General features: G+C 65.2%; 14 protein-coding genes. 9 read left to right on the top strand and 5 right to left on the bottom strand.

The window, feature by feature from the left end:
• Nucleotides 1-17: 17 nt before the first annotated feature.
• The 3 genes from HMPREF9710_RS01950 to HMPREF9710_RS01940 all read left to right on the top strand — a co-directional run bounded on the left by HMPREF9710_RS01950 (nucleotide 18) and on the right by HMPREF9710_RS01940 (nucleotide 5,470).
• Nucleotides 18-1,196 (top strand): efflux RND transporter periplasmic adaptor subunit, encoded by a 1,179-nt coding sequence (locus HMPREF9710_RS01950; RefSeq protein WP_005663392.1) that lies wholly within the window; start codon nucleotides 18-20, stop codon nucleotides 1,194-1,196.
• On the top strand, nucleotides 1,193-4,327 hold the full coding sequence (locus HMPREF9710_RS01945) for an efflux RND transporter permease subunit (protein WP_005663391.1): 3,135 nt from the start codon (nucleotides 1,193-1,195) through the stop codon (nucleotides 4,325-4,327). Before HMPREF9710_RS01950 ends, HMPREF9710_RS01945 begins: the two co-directional genes overlap by 4 nt.
• A gap of 201 nt (nucleotides 4,328-4,528) precedes the next feature.
• On the top strand, nucleotides 4,529-5,470 hold the full coding sequence (locus HMPREF9710_RS01940) for a hypothetical protein (protein WP_005663390.1): 942 nt from the start codon (nucleotides 4,529-4,531) through the stop codon (nucleotides 5,468-5,470).
• A 62-nt stretch (nucleotides 5,471-5,532) separates the two neighbouring features.
• On the opposite strand, the gene hemB is transcribed toward HMPREF9710_RS01940, so the two are convergent.
• Together hemB and yihA are read right to left on the bottom strand one after the other, a co-directional pair.
• Entirely contained in the window at nucleotides 5,533-6,540 is a 1,008-nt protein-coding gene (hemB, locus tag HMPREF9710_RS01935) for a porphobilinogen synthase (protein WP_005663388.1), read from the bottom strand.
• Between the two features lie 19 nt (nucleotides 6,541-6,559).
• The gene (gene yihA / locus HMPREF9710_RS01930) at nucleotides 6,560-7,303 is read right to left on the bottom strand and encodes a ribosome biogenesis GTP-binding protein YihA/YsxC (RefSeq protein ID WP_005663387.1); all 744 of its coding nucleotides are present in this window, start codon (nucleotides 7,301-7,303) and stop codon (nucleotides 6,560-6,562) included.
• A gap of 143 nt (nucleotides 7,304-7,446) precedes the next feature.
• On the opposite strand from yihA, the gene HMPREF9710_RS01925 reads away from it, so the two are divergent.
• The 5 genes from HMPREF9710_RS01925 (at nucleotide 7,447) to msrQ (ending at nucleotide 13,273) form a co-directional block, all read left to right on the top strand.
• Nucleotides 7,447-8,121, top strand: coding sequence for a c-type cytochrome (locus HMPREF9710_RS01925; protein ID WP_005663386.1), 675 nt, complete (start codon nucleotides 7,447-7,449; stop codon nucleotides 8,119-8,121).
• Between the two features lie 119 nt (nucleotides 8,122-8,240).
• Nucleotides 8,241-10,334, top strand: a complete 2,094-nt coding sequence (locus HMPREF9710_RS01920) for a cytochrome c biogenesis protein ResB (protein ID WP_005663384.1) — start codon at nucleotides 8,241-8,243, stop codon at nucleotides 10,332-10,334.
• Nucleotides 10,335-10,358: 24 nt separating this feature from the next.
• Nucleotides 10,359-11,537: a c-type cytochrome biogenesis protein CcsB gene (gene ccsB, locus HMPREF9710_RS01915; protein WP_005663382.1), complete on the top strand. Its 1,179-nt coding sequence runs from the start codon at nucleotides 10,359-10,361 to the stop codon at nucleotides 11,535-11,537.
• A 132-nt stretch (nucleotides 11,538-11,669) separates the two neighbouring features.
• Complete coding sequence (gene msrP / locus HMPREF9710_RS01910) at nucleotides 11,670-12,650, top strand: protein-methionine-sulfoxide reductase catalytic subunit MsrP (RefSeq protein WP_005663381.1); 981 nt, start codon at nucleotides 11,670-11,672, stop codon at nucleotides 12,648-12,650.
• Nucleotides 12,650-13,273, top strand: a complete 624-nt coding sequence (gene msrQ / locus HMPREF9710_RS01905; protein WP_005663379.1) for a protein-methionine-sulfoxide reductase heme-binding subunit MsrQ — start codon at nucleotides 12,650-12,652, stop codon at nucleotides 13,271-13,273. Before msrP ends, msrQ begins: the two co-directional genes overlap by 1 nt.
• Before the next feature lie 33 nt (nucleotides 13,274-13,306).
• On the opposite strand, the gene lysA is transcribed toward msrQ, so the two are convergent.
• Entirely contained in the window at nucleotides 13,307-14,584 is a 1,278-nt protein-coding gene (lysA, locus tag HMPREF9710_RS01900) for a diaminopimelate decarboxylase (RefSeq protein ID WP_005663377.1), read from the bottom strand.
• Nucleotides 14,584-14,775, bottom strand: coding sequence for an LPS translocon maturation chaperone LptM (lptM, locus tag HMPREF9710_RS26880; protein ID WP_143054455.1), 192 nt, complete (start codon nucleotides 14,773-14,775; stop codon nucleotides 14,584-14,586). The genes lysA and lptM overlap by 1 nt, the downstream gene beginning before the upstream one ends.
• A gap of 41 nt (nucleotides 14,776-14,816) precedes the next feature.
• Here lptM and cyaY point away from each other — a divergent pair, with 41 nt between their 5' ends.
• On the top strand, nucleotides 14,817-15,146 hold the full coding sequence (cyaY, locus tag HMPREF9710_RS01895) for an iron donor protein CyaY (RefSeq protein WP_005663375.1): 330 nt from the start codon (nucleotides 14,817-14,819) through the stop codon (nucleotides 15,144-15,146).
• 63 nt (nucleotides 15,147-15,209) lie between these two features.
• Here cyaY and HMPREF9710_RS01890 read toward each other — a convergent pair whose 3' ends face one another.
• Nucleotides 15,210-17,543 (bottom strand): penicillin-binding protein 1A, encoded by a 2,334-nt coding sequence (locus HMPREF9710_RS01890; protein ID WP_040774896.1) that lies wholly within the window; start codon nucleotides 17,541-17,543, stop codon nucleotides 15,210-15,212.
• Nucleotides 17,544-17,606: the final 63 nt, after the last annotated feature.

The raw sequence follows: 17,606 nt of genomic DNA, 5'->3' as shown, positions 1-17,606 counted from the left end.
GGCGGCAAGGGACGAGAATGAAAAAGAAGAATGTCGGCGTCATCGCCGGAATTGCGGCGCTGGTCGTGGCTGGCGGCTGGTATCTGAACCAGGGCAACGATGCCAAGGCCGAGGCGGGAGCGGGCCAGGGGCCGGGCGGCCAGCCGCCGGTGACCGTCAACGTGGTCGCGCCCGAGCGGCGCGACGTCGGCGTCGAACTGTTCGCCAACGGCACCGTGACCCCAATGAAAACGGTCAACCTGCATCCGCAGACCGTCACCACGATCCGCGAAGTACATATCCGCGAAGGCCAGTTCGTCAAGGAAGGCCAGCTGATGTTCTCGCTCGATGACCGCGCCGACATGGCCAACGTCGCCCGCGCCGAAGCGCAGGTGGCGCGCGACTCGGCCACCCTGGCCGACCTCGAGCGCCAGTACAAGCGCAGCCAGGAACTGGTGGCGCAGAACTTCCTGGCCCAGAGCGCCCTCGACTCCCTGCTCAGCCAGGTCGAAGCCCAGCGCGCGCTGGTGCAGTCGAACCAGGCGGCGGCCCGCGCCACGCGCGTGAGCGCCAGCTACACCACGATCCGGGCGCCGATGACGGGCCGGGTCGGCGCCATCGACGTCCACCCGGGCACCCTGGTGCAGATGAGCACCTCGCTCACCACCATCACCCAGCTCGACCCGATCAACGTGTCGTTCACCCTGCCGGAATCGACGCTGGGCGCGCTGCTGGCGGCCCAGAAGCAGGGCAACGTCGAGGTACGGGTCAACCCGGGCAGCGGCAAGGAAGAAGACGCGCCGGTGGTCGGCCGCCTGAGCTTCATCGACAACGCGGTCGATCCGCAGGCCGGCACCATCCGCGTGAAGGGCGAGTTCGCCAACCGCGACACCTCCCTGTGGCCGGGCCAGTACGTGACCGCCAACGTGGTGGTGCAAACGCTGAAGAATGCGGTGGTGATCCCGCAGACCGCCATCATCACGGCGACCAACGGCACCTTCGTCTATGTGCTGGGCGAGGGCAACTCGGCGCGCCAGGTGCCGGTGCAGCGCGTGTACGCCTTCGGCGACCAGGCGGCCGTCACCGGCCTCGAGGGCGACGAACGGGTCATCACCGAAGGCAAGCAGAACCTGCGTCCGGGCGGCAAGGTGCGCCTGGCCGGGCAGGGCGCCAAGCCGGCCGCGCCGGCGCCGGCCAAACAGGGCGAGCAGGCATGAATCTGTCCGAACTGTGTATCCGCCGTCCGGTGATGGTGGTGCTGCTGTCGCTCAGCCTGGTGCTGGTCGGCATCCTGTCGTACATGCAGATCCCGGTCGCCGCGCTGCCCAGCTATAACACGCCGGTCATCAACGTCTACGCCAACCTGGCCGGGGCCAGCCCCGAGACGATGGCGTCCTCGGTGGCGCTGCCGCTCGAGAAGCAGTTCTCGACCATCGCCGGCATCAAGCTGATCACCTCGACCAGCACCCAGGGCGACACCAATATCGTGCTGGAGTTCGACAACGAGATCGACGTCGACAAGGCGGCGGTGGACGTCCAGGCGGCCCTGCTGGTGGCCCAGCGCCGCCTGCCGCTCGAGATGACCGAGATGCCGTCCTACCGCAAGGTCAACCCGGCCGACGCCCCGATCCTGTTCATGCACCTGACCTCGCCGTCGATGGACTTGTCGGAGCTGAACGACTACGCCGAAAACCTGATCTCGCCGGCGATCTCGACCGTGCAGGGCGTCTCGCAAGTGTCGATCAACGGCGGCAAGCGCTTCGCCGTGCGCGTGCGCGCCCGTTCCGACCTGATGAACGCCCGCAATATCTCGATGGACGAGCTGGCGGCGGCCCTGCGCGCGGCCAACTCGAACACGCCGCTGGGCATCCTCGACGGCCCGACCCAGGCGCTGACCATCCAGGGCGGCGGCCAGCTGATGCGGGCGGCCGACTTCGCCAACCTGATCATCGCCACCCGCGACGGCCTGCCGGTGCGCCTGAAAGACATCGCCGACGTGCAGGACAGCTACCAGTCGGTCAAGGCCATGGGCAGCCTGAACGGCGAGCGCTCGATCTCGCTGATGGTGCAGCGCCAGCCGAACGCGAACACCGTGCAGGTGGTCGACGCGGTGCGCGCGCTGATCCCGCGCTTCGAAGGACAGCTGCCGGCCTCGATCAAGATCGAGCTGGTGAACGACCGCTCGCTGTCGATCCGCGAAGCGATCCACGACGTCAACCTGACCCTCGGCGGCACCGTGCTGCTGGTGATCCTGGTGATCTTCCTGTTCCTGCACCGCGCCGCCGCCACCTTCATCCCGGCGGTGACGGTGCCGATCTCGCTGCTGGGCGCGCTGTCGCTGCTGTACTGGCTCGGCTACAGCCTGGACAATATCTCGCTGCTCGGCATCACGCTGGCGGTCGGCCTGGTGGTCGATGACGCGATCGTGGTGCTCGAGAATATCGTGCGCCATATGGAGATGGGCAAGAAGCCGATGGCGGCCGCCCTCATCGGCGCGCGCGAGGTGGGCTTCACCATCATCTCGATCTCGATCTCGCTGGTGGCGGTGTTCATCCCGATCTTCTTCATGCCGGGCGTGATCGGCCTGCTGTTCCGCGAATTCGCCGTGATCGTCGGCCTGGCGGTGCTGGTCTCGGCCCTGATCTCGCTGACCCTGGTGCCGATGCTGTGCTCGCGCCTGCTCAAGGATGGCGGCCACGTCGACCCGAAAGACATGTCGTGGATCGGCCGCCGCTTCGAAGCCGGCTTCACGCGCGTGCGCAACGGCTATGGACGCACGCTGGACCTGGCGCTGCGCCACCGTTTCGTGGTGCTGATGCTGGCGCTGGGCACCTTCGTGCTGACCGGCGTGCTGTATTCCACCATGCCGAAGGGCTTCTTCCCCGAAGAAGACATCGGCCAGATCCGCGTGATGGTCGAAGCGTCGGAAGACACGTCGTCGATGGCGCTGGCCGAGCTGCAGGGCAAGGTGGTCGACATCATCCGCGCCAATCCCTATGTGAAGGACACGACCTCGTTCAGCGGCGGCGGCAATACCGGCCGCATGTTCCTGGTGCTGAAGGACCGCGGCGAACGTCCGCCGATGGACCTGGTGATCGACGACCTGCGCAAGGCCACCCGCGCGGTGCCGGGCGTGCAGGTGTTCATGTCGCCGCAGCAAAACCTGCAGCTGGGCGGGCGCCAGAGCAAGGCGCGCTACCAGTACACGCTGCAGAGCGTGTCGGGCGGCGAGATCGGCGGCTGGGCCGAGAAATTCCTGGAAGGCATGCGCAAGGACGAGCGCTTCCGCGACGTCAACAGCGATTCCCAGAACAAGGCGCTGCAGGCGACGGTGGACATCGACCGCGACAAGGCGGCGCTGCTGGGCGTGGAAATGGACGACATCCGCACTGTGATGTACGCCTCGTTCGGCGAACGCCAGGTCTCGACCATTTATTCGACGGCGGCGAGCTACTACGTGATCCTGGAAGCGGCCGCGAGCGACCGCTACTACGACGAAGCGCTGTCGCGGGTCTCGGTGCGCAGCAAGAGCGGCGAGCTGGTCAAGCTGTCGAGCATCGCCTCGGTGCGCCGCACGGTCGGCCCGCTGCAGGTCAACCACCAGGGCCAGCTGCAGGCGATCACCCTGTCGTTCAACCTGGCCCCGGGCGTGTCGCTGGGCGACGCCACCGCCCACATCGAGGAGCTGGGGCGCGAAATGAAGCTGCCGGCCTCGGTCATCGCGACCTATGGCGGCGACGCCGCCGTGTTCCAGGATACGCAATCGAGCCAGCTGATCCTGATCATCGCCGCGGTCGGCGTCATCTACGTGCTGCTGGGCGTGCTGTATGAAAGCTATATCCACCCGCTGACCATCCTGGCCGGCCTGCCGTCGGCGGCCGTCGGGGCGCTGATCACCTTGTGGTTCTTCGACAAGGACCTGACCCTGATCGCCATGATCGGCATCCTGATGCTGATCGGCATCGTCAAGAAGAACGCGATCATGATGATCGACTTCGCGCTCGACGCCCAGCGCAACCTGGGCATGAGCCCGCAAGAGGCGATCCGCGAGGCCTGCATCCTGCGCTTCCGCCCGATCCTGATGACGACCCTGGCGGCGCTGATGGGCGCGCTGCCGATCGCGCTGGGCATCGGCGCCGGCGCCGAGCTGCGCCAGCCGCTGGGCCTGGCGGTGTGCGGTGGCCTGATCTTCTCGCAAGTCATCACCCTGTACATCACCCCGGTGATCTACCTGTACCTGGACCGCTACAGCGGCACCGGCCCGTTGACCGACGAGCAGATCGCCAGGGCCGACCAGGACCACGTGGCGCATCCGGCCACGCCGGTCCACCCCGTGCACCCGGCCTGAGCGGCAATCATGTGCGCCGGCCGGCCGCCAGTATCGGAACATTCATTGTCTGATACTGGCGGCCGGAAACATTTGGTAACAACCATCAACGGCCTGGACAGCGCACCCGGGCGCCGCGCGTGGTGCGTCGGCGCCGCAAAACGGTTAGACTGCGGCTCTCTGCCGTTTTTTTAGACGTGGCTTCCAGGAAATCGATCGATCTTGCGTGACCATTCCCACACCTACGACCAGGACAGCGAAGTGTGTTCCCATTGCGGGCAGCCACTGCCGCCGACGGGGCCGCGCTATGGGCTGGGGCTAGCCTACGGGCGCAAGAAGCCGAGCCGCTTTGGCGTGGCGGGCACGATCGCCGTCCACCTGTTGCTGGTGCTGCTGTGGTTCTATGAACCGAAGGAGCAGGACCAGCGCACGGCGCGGCCGGCCTCGGAAGACCAGGGCGACAGCCAGGTGGTCTATGTGGCGCCGCTGCAGGAAACCTCACCCGTCGAGGCGGCGCCGCGGCCGACGCCGCGTCCCTTGCCGGCGCCGCCGGTGCCGCGCGTGGAACAGGAGCGCATCATCGTCCAGCGCCTGCCGGACACCATCACGGTTCCCGACGAGCGTCCCGCGCCGCCGGCCCCGCCGCAACCGCAGCGCCAGCAGCCGCCCACCGAAGTCCCGCCCGACATGGACATGGCGGCTTACGTGAAGGCCCAGCGCGAGCGCCGCGGCGCCCCGACCGGCGCCGAAGTGCCGGCCCAGGAAAGCGACGCCGCGCGCGGCACCCGCAACGCGCTGGCGAACATCGCCGCCATCAACGGCCGCGGCACCGACGACAGCAACGAGACGGGCGGCATCTTCTCGGTGTCGAACAAGACCTTCAACACCATGGACCTCAAGTTCCGCGGCTGGAACCCGAGCTTCAAGCGGCGCTGGCTGACGGCGGTGACGGTGGAGCAGGGCAGCGAGCGCGATATCGAGACCGCCGTCATCAAGAAGATGATCGAGCTGATCCGGCGCGAGAAGAAGGGCGACTTCGAGTGGGATTCGCACCGCCTGGGGCGCGTGGTGAAGCTCAGCGCAAGGCCGCAGGATACGGATCAGCTGATGACCTTCCTGTACAAGGAGATGTTCCCGGATTACAGGCCGGTGCCGGGACGCTGAGGCATTGTCGACGCCAACAAAAAACCGTGCCTCGGCACGGTTTTTTCATGAGCGCGGCGCGATCAGCCCGCCTTCAGCTTGCGCGCGATATCCAGCGCAAAATACGTCAGCACGCCATCGGCGCCGGCGCGTTTGAAGGCCATCATCGACTCCATCATGACCTTGTCGTGATCGAGCCAGCCATTCAGTGCTGCCGCTTTCAGCATCGCGTACTCGCCGCTGACCTGGTAGGCGAAGGTCGGCACCTTGAACTCGTCCTTCACACGGCGCACCACGTCCAGGTAGGGCATGCCGGGCTTGACCATCACCATGTCGGCGCCTTCGGCCAGGTCGAGCGCCACTTCGCGCAAGGCCTCGTCGCTGTTGGCCGGGTCCATCTGGTAGGTGTTCTTGTCGGCCTTGCCCAAGTTGGCGCTGGAACCCACGGCGTCGCGGAACGGGCCGTAGAAGGCGGATGCGTACTTGGCCGAATAGGCCATGATGCGGGTATGGATGTGGCCCTGCGCTTCAAATGCCTGGCGGATAGCGCCGATGCGGCCGTCCATCATGTCCGACGGCGCCACGATGTCCACGCCGGCCTCGGCGTGGGTGAGCGCCTGCTTCACCAGCATCTCGATCGTCTTTTCGTTGACGATGTAGCCGTTCTCGTCCGGCAGGCCGTCCTGGCCGTGGGTGGTATACGGGTCGAGCGCAACGTCGGTGATGACGCCCAGTTCCGGGAAATTCTTCTTCAGTTCGCGCACCACACGCGGCACCAGCCCGTCCGGGTTGGTCGCCTCGATGCCGTCATAGGTCTTGACCGACTGGTCGACCAGCGGGAACAGCGCCATGGCGGGGATGCCGAGCGAAACGCATTCTTCGGCAACTTTCAGCAGCAGGTCGAGCGAGACGCGTTCGACGCCCGGCATCGACGCCACCTGCTGGCGCTGGTTCTGGCCTTCCAGCACGAACACCGGGTAGATCAGGTCGGCGGAGGTGATGGTGTTTTCGCGCATCATGGCGCGCGAGAATGGGTCGCGCCGCATGCGGCGCGGGCGGGCCGCCGGATAGGCGGAGGTGATAATGGTCATCGTGTTAGTCCTTGCAAAATCAGGCGGCAGGGTTATCGTCGTCCGCCGACGGCGCAGCACTTTCTTCGTTGCCGGAGTCTTCCTCGGTTTCTTCCTCTTGTGAGTTCAGCCCGGCCAGTTCCAGGATCTTGGCGTCCGCTTCCTCGATGCCGATGCGCTTGAGCGCCGAGAACAGCTGCACCGTGAACGGGAAGCCATTGCCTTCTTCATCCACGTAGCTGTCGAGCACGGCGCGCGCTTCGCGCAGGGCATTGGTCGACTCGTTGCGATTGAGCTTGTCGGCCTTGGTCAGGATGCAGTGGATCGGCTTGCCGGTCGGGGCGAACCACTCCAGCATCTGGACGTCGAGGTCGGTGAAGGGACGGCGCGAATCCATGATCAGGATGAGCGCCGCCAGCTGGTCGCGGCGCTGGACGTAGTCGCCCAGCAGCTTCTGCCAGTGCAGCTTGGCGGTGCCCGAGACTTCGGCATAGCCATAGCCCGGCAGGTCGACCAGCAGCGCTTCGATCTCGTCGACCCGGACCGCATCCTTGCGGTGCTGGCCCACGTGGGCGCCGCCGATCGAGAAGTAATTGATGTGCTGGGTACGGCCAGGCGTCTTGGAAGCGAACGCCAGACCCTTCTGGTTGGTCAGGATATTGATCGCTGTGGATTTGCCGGCGTTCGAGCGCCCGGCGAAGGCGATTTCCGGTACTTGCGTGCCTGGCAAATCGCGCAACTGGTTAACGGTCGTGAAGAACCGGGCTTGCCATAATCTGGACATTGGGAGAGGGAATAAGGGCCATGAAATGGCGTTGGGGAAACAAAGCTATTGTACAATAAGGGGTTGATTGCTGCTCCGCCCACTGGCGGGTAGATCAAAGCGCTGCACTGAACTTTCAATCTTGACTTTATAAGGTGCCAGTTATGAATCGGTTGACGTCCCCCTTGCTTAAAACACTGTTGGTTACTTCGCTGACTGTTTTTGGGGGACTACCGGCGGCGATGGCGGCGTCCGCCGCAACCGCGCCAGCGGTCAAAGCCGATCCAGCCAAGGGTGGCGCCCTGTACGAAGCGGGCGACGCCGCGCGCGGCCTGCCGTCCTGCCTGTCCTGCCACGGCGCGGCCGGCAATTCGACGATCGCGATCAATCCGAAACTGTCGGGCCAGTTCGCGACGTATACCCACAAGCAGCTGGTCGACTTCACGACCGCGCACCGCCAGCAGCCGATCATGACGACCTATGCCAAGATGCTGACGGAGCAGGAGAAGAAGGATATCGCAGCCTGGCTCGCGACGCAGGCGCACAAGCCCGGCGCGGCGAAGAACAAGGAAACCGTCGAGCTGGGCCGCAAGATCTATCGCGGCGGCATTGCGGAAAAAGGCGTGGCTGCCTGCGCCAGCTGTCATGGCGCCACCGCCAACGGCATCCCGGCGCAATACCCGCGCCTGGCCGGCCAGCACCAGGATTACACCACGGCCCAGCTGGAAGCATTCAAGACCGGCACCCGCGCCAACAGCCCGCAGATGACGGTGCTGTCGCAACGGATGTCGCCGGAAGAGATGCGTGCAGTGGCAGACTATATCGCCGGCTTACGCTAAGAGTGTTGCTTTAGCGCTAGGCATGAGCATGAGATGAACGGAAGAGGGCGGCAGCGTCGAGCTGACGCCCTTTTTTCCACGCGCGGGTCCGCTTTCGCGCAGGATGAAAGTTGTAGAGTATGAGCACCACCGGAATTGAACTGAATACCCGCCGCCCCTGGCTGGCCGAGGCGGTCGAGCTGATCTCCTCGATGCGCTTCGCGATCAGCCTGCTCACCATCATCTCCATCGCCTCCGTCATTGGCACCGTGCTCAAGCAGAACGAGCCGATGCCCAATTACGTGAACCAGTTCGGGCCGTTCTGGTTCGAGATCTTCGACAAGCTCGGCCTGTACAACGTCTATTCGAGCTGGTGGTTCCTGGTCATCCTGGTAGTGCTGATCGTCTCGACCGCGCTGTGCGTGGTGCGCAACACGCCGAAGATGTTGCGCGATATGCGCAGCTGGCGCGAGAACGTGCGTGTCGAATCGCTGCGCAATTTCCATCACAAGGCCGACTGGCAGGCGCCGCTGTCGCGCGCCGCGCTGGCCGAGCAGAGCGCGTTGCGCCTGCGCCACGCCGGCTATGCCACCAAGGTCGTGGAAAAAGACCAGGCGATCCTGGTGTCGGCCAAGAAGGGCGCCGGCAACAAGTTCGGCTATATCTTCGCCCACACCTCGATCATCGTGATCCTGCTGGGCGGCATGCTGGACTCGGAACTCCCAGTGCGTGTCCAGCAATGGTTCTTCGGCAAGACGCCGTTCACCGGCAGCGGCGTGATCGCCGAGATCCCGGCCCAGCATCGCCTGAGCACGGGCAATCCCAGCTTCCGCGGCAATACCGCGATCGCCGAGGGCCAGACCAGCCATACCGCGATCCTGAACCAGCCGTCCGGCGTGCTGGTGCAGGAATTGCCGTTCGGGATCGAGCTCAAGAAATTCCACATCGAGTTCTATTCGACCGGCATGCCCAAGCTGTTCGCCAGCGACGTCGTGGTGCACGACCTGGAAAACGGCCACAAGTTCGAGTCGACGATCAAGGTCAACCATCCGCTGATCTACAAGGGCATCGCCGTCTACCAGTCGAGCTTTGACGATGGCGGCAGCAAGCTCAGGCTGACCGGCTTCCCGATGACGGGCGCCAGCGCGGCCAGCTTCCCGATCGAAGGCGAAGTCAATGGCGCGACCGAGCTCACCTTCGGCAAGGATACCTATGCCGTCGAGTGGTCGGGCTTCCGTCCCTTCAACGTCGAGAACGTCGCCCAGGGCAACGACGCGCGCGCGGTGGGCAAGAACGTCGGCTTCAATGCGCAGCTGTCGGCCACGCTGGGCAAGGCATCCGGCGCGGCGGCCGACCCGGACGCCAACAAGGACCTGAAAAACGTCGGCCCCAGCGTGCAATACAAGCTGCGCGACCACACCGGCCAGGCGCGCGAATACATGAACTACATGCAGCCGCTGACCCTCGAAGGCGCCCAGGTCTACCTGGCCGGCGTGCGCTCGAATCCGTCCGAGAACTTCAGCTTCCTGCGCATCCCGTCCGACGAGCGCCACGGCGTGGGCGACTGGATGCGCCTGCGCGCGGCGCTGTCCGATCCGGCCGCGCGCCAGGAGGCGGCCACCCGCTACGCCAGCCGCGCGCTCAGCGCGGAGCAGCGCGGCGGCGGCGCGCTGGCCGGCCAGCTGAAGGACTCGGCCGCGCGCACGCTCGACATCTTCGCAGGCAGCGACGGCCGCGGCGGTTTCGTCGGCGTGGCCCGCTTCCTGGAACAGATCCCGCAGGCCGAGCAGGAAAAGGCGGCCGGCATCTTCATGAAGATGCTCAACGGCGCGCTGTGGGAACTGTGGCAGGTGGCGCGCGAAAAGAACGGCGATGCCGCGGCGGAGCCGACCGATGCCAACGGCCGCTTCCTGCAACTGGCCACCAATGCCTTGTCGGACAGCTTCCTGTACGGCGCCCCGGTCTATTTGCAGCTGGACGATTTCACCGAAGTAAAGGCGTCGGTGCTGCAGATGACTCGCTCGCCGGGCAAGAATGTGGTCTACTTCGGCTGCCTGCTGCTGACGCTGGGCGTGTTCGCGATGTTCTACATCCGCGAGCGGCGCGTCTGGATCTGGGTGCGCGACGTCGATGGCGGGGCCGAGGCCCTGATGGCGATGAGCACCCAGCGCAAGACGCTCGATTTCGAGCGTGAATACGAAGACCTGTCGGTCAAGCTGCCGCAACCGGCGTAAGCTGGCGACGATCTGGAGAAAATGATGGAACTGTCCCAAACGAAAAATAGCGCCCCGGCGCGCTCGACCGACAAATACCAGGAAAAGGTCGGCTACTTCCGCCGACTGACCGCGGCCGATTGGCTGTACGGCATCGCGCTGCTGGCGGGAGCCCTGTACGCCCAGGTCCAGTACGGCCATTTCATGGACATCTATGAAGAAATCATCCTGATCTGTACCGCGCCGGTATTCGCGGCGCTGGGCTGGTACTGGAAGCCGATGCGCTGGCTGGTGCCGCTGGTCGGCGTGCTGTCGCTGGCCGCGATCTCGATCTATGACGGCAACCTGGCGGCGGCCGAGCAGAAGTTCTTCCTGAAATACATGCTGTCGAGCGGCTCGGCCATCCTGTGGATGAGCGCGCTGTTCATGTTCTCGACCGTGTTCTACTGGGTTGGCCTGTTCAGCCGCGGCAAGTTCGGCGGCGGCGTCGGCGCCAACCTGTGCTGGGCCGCGGTCGTGATCGGCTCGGTCGGCATGATGGTGCGCTGGTACGAAAGCTACCTGATCGGGCCGGACGTGGGCCACATCCCGGTGTCGAACCTGTACGAAGTGTTCATCCTGTTCGCGATCATCACCGCGCTGTTCCACCTGTACTACGAAGAACACTACGCCACTCGCCAGCTGGGTCCGTTCGTGATGCTGATCATCGGCGCCGCGGTCGCCTTCCTGCTGTGGTACACGGTGTCGCGCGACGCCGCCCAGATCCAGCCGCTGGTTCCGGCGCTGCAGAGCTGGTGGATGAAGATCCACGTCCCGGCCAACTTCATCGGCTACGGCACCTTCGCCCTGGCGGCGATGGTCGGCACCGCTTACCTGCTCAAGTCGCACGGCATCCTGGCCGACCGCTTGCCGCCGCTGGAGGTGCTGGACGACGTGATGTACAAGTCGATCTCGGTCGGCTTCGCCTTCTTCACCGTCGCCACCATCCTGGGCGCCCTGTGGGCGGCCGAGGCCTGGGGCGGCTACTGGTCGTGGGACCCGAAAGAGACCTGGGCCCTGATCGTCTGGCTCAACTACGCGGCCTGGCTGCACATGCGCCTGATGACCGGCCTGCGCGGCCGCGTGGCGGCCTGGTGGGCGCTGGTGGGCTTGCTGGTGACCACCTTCGCCTTCCTGGGCGTGAACATGTTCCTGTCGGGCTTGCACTCGTACGGCGAGCTGTAAACCGGCTCCGTGCGCGTGCCGGATGACCGGGCGGCCAACCGTCACCGCGTGGACGGCGTAGCCGTCCACCCTAACGCTGGCTTAAGGGAACTTCGTGTAATGTAAGCAAAACACCAGTTCCCGAGGCCAGCCATGCTGTTCAAACGTCATCCCAACGGACTCGATCTTCCGTTCCCGTCCGAAATCACGCCGCAAGAGGTCTATACCGGGCGGCGCCAATTTATTGCCCGCATGGCCGCCACGGCGGCAGTCGGCAGCGGCATGTGGGAGATGGCCAACCGCGACGCCTTCGCCCAGGCTGCCCCTGCCCAAAAGCTGGCGGCGCGCGCCAACGTGGCGCTGTCCACCGACGAGAAGCAGACCCCGTTCAAGGACGCCGCCGGCTACAACAACTTCTATGAGTTCGGCCTCGACAAGGGCGATCCGGCCGAGAACGCGCACACCCTGCGCACCCGGCCCTGGACCGTGCGCATCGAGGGCGAGGTCAACAAGCCGCTCACGCTCGACATCGACAGCCTGCTCAAGCTGGCCCCGCTCGAGGAACGCATCTACCGCCTGCGCTGCGTCGAAGGCTGGTCGATGGTCATTCCCTGGGTCGGCTATTCGCTGTCGAATTTGCTCAAGCAGGTCGAGCCGACCGGCAATGCCAAATTCGTCGAATTCACCACCCTGGCCGACCGCAAGCAGATGCCGGGCCTGAGGAGCGGCGTGCTCGACTGGCCCTACGTGGAAGGCTTGCGCATCGACGAAGCCATGCATCCGCTGACCATGCTCACGATGGGCATGTACGGCCAGGTGCTGCCGAACCAGAACGGCGCGCCGGTGCGCCTGGTCGTGCCCTGGAAATACGGTTTCAAGTCGGCCAAGTCGATCGTGCGCATCCGCCTGGTGAGTCGCCAGCCGCGCACCGCCTGGAACGATTCTGCGCCGCGCGAATACGGTTTCTATTCGAACGTGAACCCAAACGTCGACCATCCGCGCTGGTCGCAGGCGAGCGAACGCCGCATCGGCGAGACCGGCCTGTTCCAGCCCAAGCGCAAGACGCTGATGTTCAACGGCTATGACCAGGTCGCCTCGCTGTACACGGGCATGGACTTGAAGCGCTATTACTGATGGCGCTGCAGCTTTCCAATCAACGGGTCGGATGGGTAAAAACGGCCGTTTTTATCCTCTCGCTGCTGCCTTTCGCGCGCCTGGTGTGGGGGACCGCCACCGGCGCCTTCACCGATCCGCTGGCGGAAATCACCGGCATCAGCGGCGAGTGGGCGCTGTACTTCCTGTGCATCACGCTGGCGGTCACGCCGCTGCGGCGCCTGACGGGCTGGAACTGGCTGGTGAAGCTGCGGCGCATGGTCGGGCTGTTCACCTTCTTCTATGCGCTGGTGCACTTCATCGCCTTCCTGTGGTTCGACCATTTCTTCGACGTCGCCGCGATGCTGGCCGACGTGGTGAAACGGCCGTTCATCCTGGTCGGCTTCATCGCCTTCGTGCTCCTGATCCCGCTGGCGGCCACCTCGACCAATGCGATGATCAAGCGCCTGGGCGGCAAGCGCTGGCAATGGCTGCACCGGCTGATCTACGCGATCGGTCCGCTGGCGATCCTGCACTACTGGTGGATGAAAGAGGGCAAGAGCGATTTCGCGCAGCCGATCCTGTTCGGGACCATCGTGGCCGTGCTGCTGGGGCTGCGCGTGTTCTGGCATGTCAGGCGCAAACCACAAACCGCGCGCGCTTGAAACTGAAAAGGCCCGCATTGCGCGGGTCTGTGTTTACTTCATCATCGTTTCGAGCGCGAACACCTCGGCTGGTGTCTCGCGCCGGCGCACCAGGTGGGTGGCGTCGCCATCGACGATCACCTCGGCCGCGCGGCCGCGGGTGTTGTAGTTCGACGCCATCGTCATGCCATAGGCGCCGGCCGTCATGATGGCCAGCAGGTCGCCCGGCTCGAGCGCCAGCTCGCGCTCGCGCGCCAGCCAGTCGCCCGACTCGCACACCGGGCCGACGATGTCCCACACCAGTTTTTCGCCGTCGCGCGGGGTCACCGGCTGCACGCCCATCCAGGCCTGGTACAGGGTCGGACGCATCAGGTCGTTCATCGCGGCGTCGACGATGCAGAAGTTCTTCTCGGCGCCGGGTTTCAGGAATTCGGTCTTCGTCAGCAGCACGCCGGCGTTGGCCACGATCGAGCGGCCCGGCTCGAAGATCACCTTGATCGGCTGGCCGCCGTGTTTCTCGGCACGCCAGGCGTCGATGCGCTTGAACAGGCGGCCCAGGTAGTCGCCCACCGGCACCGGCGGCTTGTCGCCGGCCACGCCGTAGTCGACGCCGATGCCGCCGCCGATGTCCAGGTGGTGCAGGTGGGTGCCCTCGGCGTGCAGGGTGTCGATCAGCTCGATCAGCTTATCGAGGGCTTCGAGCAGCGGGGCGTCGTCCAGCAGCTGCGAGCCGATATGGCAGTCGATGCCGACCACGTCCAGGTGCGGCAGGCTGGCGGCGGTGCGGTAGGTGTCCAGCGCATCGTCGAAGGCCACGCCGAACTTGTTGGCCTTCAGGCCGGTCGCAATATACGGGTGGGTCTTGGCGTCGACGTTCGGGTTCACGCGCAGCGAGACCGGGGCGCGCATGCCGAGCTTGCCGGCGACCTCGTTCAGGCGGTGCAGTTCGGGGATCGATTCGACGTTGAAGCACAGGATGCCTTTTTCCAGCGCAAGCTGCATTTCCTCGACGGTCTTGCCGACGCCCGAGAAGATGGTCTTGCCCGGGTCGCCGCCGGCCGCGATCACGCGCAGCAGTTCGCCGCCCGAGACGATGTCGAAGCCCGCGCCCTGGCGCGCCAGCAGGTCGAGCACGGCCAGGTTCGAATTGGCCTTCATCGCGTAGCAGACCAGGGCGTCGCGGCCCTGGCAGGCGTCGTGGTAGGCGCTGAAGTTCTCGAGCAGGGCGGCTTTGGAGTAAACGTAGGTCGGCGTGCCGAATTGTTCCGCGATGGCGGACAGCGAAACGTTTTCGGCGTGCAGGACGCCGTCTTGGTGCGAAAAATAGGACATCAGCGGTGCGGGGCAGGGGTGGAGGCGTTGTTCGAAGGGACGGGCTGCGGTGGTTGGTCGACCGGTGCCGCGGGCGGCGCCGACGTCGGCCTTGCCGGCGGCGTCGGCATGTACAGGTCGCCGGTCTGGCCGCAGCCCGACAGGGCGGCAAGCAAAACAGCGGCCGGGAGAAGCGCAAGAGAGGACTTCACGATTAGAATCACGGTTTGATTAGCAGATTTTGGAGTGTAGCATGACCGAAACCGAATTTTTGGACCTTGCCGACCTGACCCTCAAGCAGATCGAGGACGCCTTCGATCGCCTGAACGACGAGGACGTGATCGACGTCGAATGCAAGCGCAGCGGCAACGTGCTGGAGATCGAGTTCATCGACAACGGTTCCAAGATCATCGTCAACAGCCAGGCGCCGTTGCAGGAGATGTGGGTGGCGGCGCGCTCGGGCGGCTACCACTACAAGCGCGTGGGCGACGAATGGCGCAATACCCGCGACGACAGCGAGTTCTTCGCGTCGCTGTCGAAATATGCGGGCGAGCAGGGCGGGGCGCAGGTGTCGCTGGTCTGAAGTACCGGCCATCGACGACAAAGGCGGCCATTGGCCGCCTTTGTCATTTCTGCACCGTGCCGATCAGAACAACTCGTTCCTCACCGCATCACGCTCCTTCTGCTGTTCCGGCGCCGGCGGCGGGCCGACGTCCAGCGTCTCGACCCCGCTGCCCGGCGGCGTCTCGGCATAGTAGTAATCCGAACCGTACTGCACCAGCCCGGCCGGCACCTCGCGCTCGACGTTCGGCTCGCCCTTGAGCGCCTTCTGCATGTAGCCGATCCAGATCGGCAGCGCCAGGCCGCCGCCGGTCTCGCGCGCGCCCAGGTTGCGCGGCTTGTCGTAGCCCATCCAGGCGATGGCCACCACCTTCGGCTGGTAGCCGGCGAACCAGGCGTCGATCGAGTCGTTGGTGGTGCCGGTCTTGCCCGCCAGGTCGGTGCGCTTGAGCGCCATCGCCTTGGCCGCGGTGCCGTGGCGCACCACGTCCTTGAGCATGCTGTCCATCAGGAAGGCGTTGCGGGCGTCGATCACGCGATTGGCTTCAATGCCCGAACGCGCCGGACGCGCTTCGGACAGCACCTTGCCGTCGCTGTCGGTGACCTTCGAGATCAGGTAAGGGCTGATGCGGTAGCCGCCGTTGGCGAACACCGCATAGGCGCCGGCCATCTGCAGCGGCGTGGTCGCGCCGGCGCCGAGCGCCAGCGTCAGGTAGGCTGGATTGCGTTCCGGCTCGAAGCCGAAGCGGCTCGCGAATTCCTGGCCATAGCGGGCGCCGATCTTGTTCAGCACGCGGATCGAGACCATGTTCTTCGACTGCATCAGGCCGCGCCGCATGGTCATCGGACCTTCGTACTTGTTGTCGTAGTTCTTCGGTTCCCACGCCTGGCCGCCGGTCTGGCCGGCGTCGAAGCTGATCGGGGCGTCGTTGACGATCGTCGCCGGCGACAGGCCGCGCTCGAGCGAAGCCGAATAGATGAAGGGCTTGAACGAGGAACCCGGCTGGCGCCAGGCCTGCGTCACGTGGTTGAACTTGTTGCGGTTGAAATCGAAGCCGCCGACCAGGGCGCGGATCGAACCGTCCTCGGTATTGGCCGCCACGAACGCCGATTCGACTTCGGGCATCTGGGTGATCAGCCACTTCGACTCGTCGTCCTGCATCACGCGGATCACCGCGCCGCGGCGCACGCGGCGGTTCGGGGCCGCCTTGTCGGACAGCCAGGCGCGCGCGAAGGCCAGGCCCGGGCCCGAGATCGTGATCGTGTCGCCCGAGGCGATGGTCGCCTGGACCTGGGTGGAACTGGCCTGCAAGACGACGGCGGCGATGATGTTGTCGCTGTCCGGATGCTCGGCCAGCTCGGCCTCGATCGCTTCGTCGGCGTCAAGCTTGGCGCCCGGGATCTCGATGAACGATTCCGGGCCGCGATAGGGGCGGCGGCGCTCGTAGTCCATCACGCCGCGGCGCAGGGCCAGGTAGGCGGCGTCCTGGTCGGCCTTGGTGATGGTGGTGAACACGTTCAGGCCGCGGGTATAGGTGTCTTCCTTGAACTGTTCGTAGACCAGCTGGCGCGCCATCTCGGCCACGTATTCGGCGTGCACGCCGAAGGCGGTGCTGTCCGACTTGATCTTGAGCGGCTCTTGTTTCGCCTGGTTGTATTGCGCCTCGCTGATGTAGCCGAGCGAGTGCATGCGCTGCAGGATGTATTGCTGGCGGGTCTTGGCGCGGGTCGGGTTGACGACTGGATTGTAGGCCGACGGCGCCTTCGGCAGGCCGGCCAGCATGGCCGCTTCGGCCACGGTGATGTCGCGCAAGTCCTTGCCAAAATAGATCTGGGCCGCCGACTGGAAGCCGAAGGCGCGCTGGCCCAGGTAGATCTGGTTCATGTACAGCTCGAGGATCTGGTCCTTGGAGAGGTTCTTCTCGATCTTCCAGGCCAGCAGGGCCTCGTAGGCCTTGCGCTTGAAGGTCTGCTCGGAGGACAGGAAGAAGTTGCGCGCGACCTGCTGGGTGATGGTCGAGGCGCCCTGGCGCGAGCCGCTGGTGGCGTTGTGGAATGCGGCGCGCAGGATGCCCCAGTAGTCGATGCCGCTGTGCTCGTAGAAGCGGTCGTCCTCGATCGACAGCACGGCCTTCTTCATGACGTCCGGGATGTCCTTGAAGTGGACCAGGGTGCGGCGCTCCTCGCCGAATTCGCCGATCAGGACGTTATCGGCTGTAAAGATGCGCAGCGGCATCTTGGGCCGGTAGTCGGTGATGGTGTCCAGCGCCGGCAGGTTCGGGTAGGCCATCGCAAGGGCGAACACGACCACCAGCACGCCGATGGCGCCCAGGCCGAACAGGCCGGCGACCGCCATCAGGACCAGGCGTTTGGGGCTGAACTTCGCGGAGGAAGAGGAGGCTGCTTGTTTCTCTTTCATGCTGACTTTCGCTTTGTTGATCCGCCTCATTATAAGGCAGCGGTTTGGTGCCCGATACTCGAC

Origin of the sequence: Massilia timonae CCUG 45783 (assembly GCF_000315425.1) — a bacterium.
Lineage (GTDB): Bacteria > Pseudomonadota > Gammaproteobacteria > Burkholderiales > Burkholderiaceae_D > Telluria > Telluria timonae.
The sequence above is the reverse complement of the archived record's forward strand: the minus strand, read 5'-3'. Positions and strand labels throughout refer to the sequence as shown.

Excerpts from the sequence above, each read along its gene's own strand:
- HMPREF9710_RS01890 (WP_040774896.1), bottom strand. The coding sequence starts at position 17,543 with ATGAAAGAGAAACAAGCAGCCTCCTCTTCCTCCGCGAAGTTCAGCCCC.
- HMPREF9710_RS01925 (WP_005663386.1), top strand. The coding sequence starts at position 7,447 with ATGAATCGGTTGACGTCCCCCTTGCTTAAAACACTGTTGGTTACTTCG.
- msrQ (WP_005663379.1), top strand. The coding sequence starts at position 12,650 with ATGGCGCTGCAGCTTTCCAATCAACGGGTCGGATGGGTAAAAACGGCC.
- HMPREF9710_RS01920 (WP_005663384.1), top strand. The coding sequence starts at position 8,241 with ATGAGCACCACCGGAATTGAACTGAATACCCGCCGCCCCTGGCTGGCC.
- HMPREF9710_RS01945 (WP_005663391.1), top strand. The coding sequence starts at position 1,193 with ATGAATCTGTCCGAACTGTGTATCCGCCGTCCGGTGATGGTGGTGCTG.
- ccsB (WP_005663382.1), top strand. The coding sequence starts at position 10,359 with ATGGAACTGTCCCAAACGAAAAATAGCGCCCCGGCGCGCTCGACCGAC.
- hemB (WP_005663388.1), bottom strand. The coding sequence starts at position 6,540 with ATGACCATTATCACCTCCGCCTATCCGGCGGCCCGCCCGCGCCGCATG.
- HMPREF9710_RS01950 (WP_005663392.1), top strand. The coding sequence starts at position 18 with ATGAAAAAGAAGAATGTCGGCGTCATCGCCGGAATTGCGGCGCTGGTC.
- yihA (WP_005663387.1), bottom strand. The coding sequence starts at position 7,303 with ATGTCCAGATTATGGCAAGCCCGGTTCTTCACGACCGTTAACCAGTTG.
- cyaY (WP_005663375.1), top strand. The coding sequence starts at position 14,817 with ATGACCGAAACCGAATTTTTGGACCTTGCCGACCTGACCCTCAAGCAG.
- lysA (WP_005663377.1), bottom strand. The coding sequence starts at position 14,584 with ATGTCCTATTTTTCGCACCAAGACGGCGTCCTGCACGCCGAAAACGTT.
- msrP (WP_005663381.1), top strand. The coding sequence starts at position 11,670 with ATGCTGTTCAAACGTCATCCCAACGGACTCGATCTTCCGTTCCCGTCC.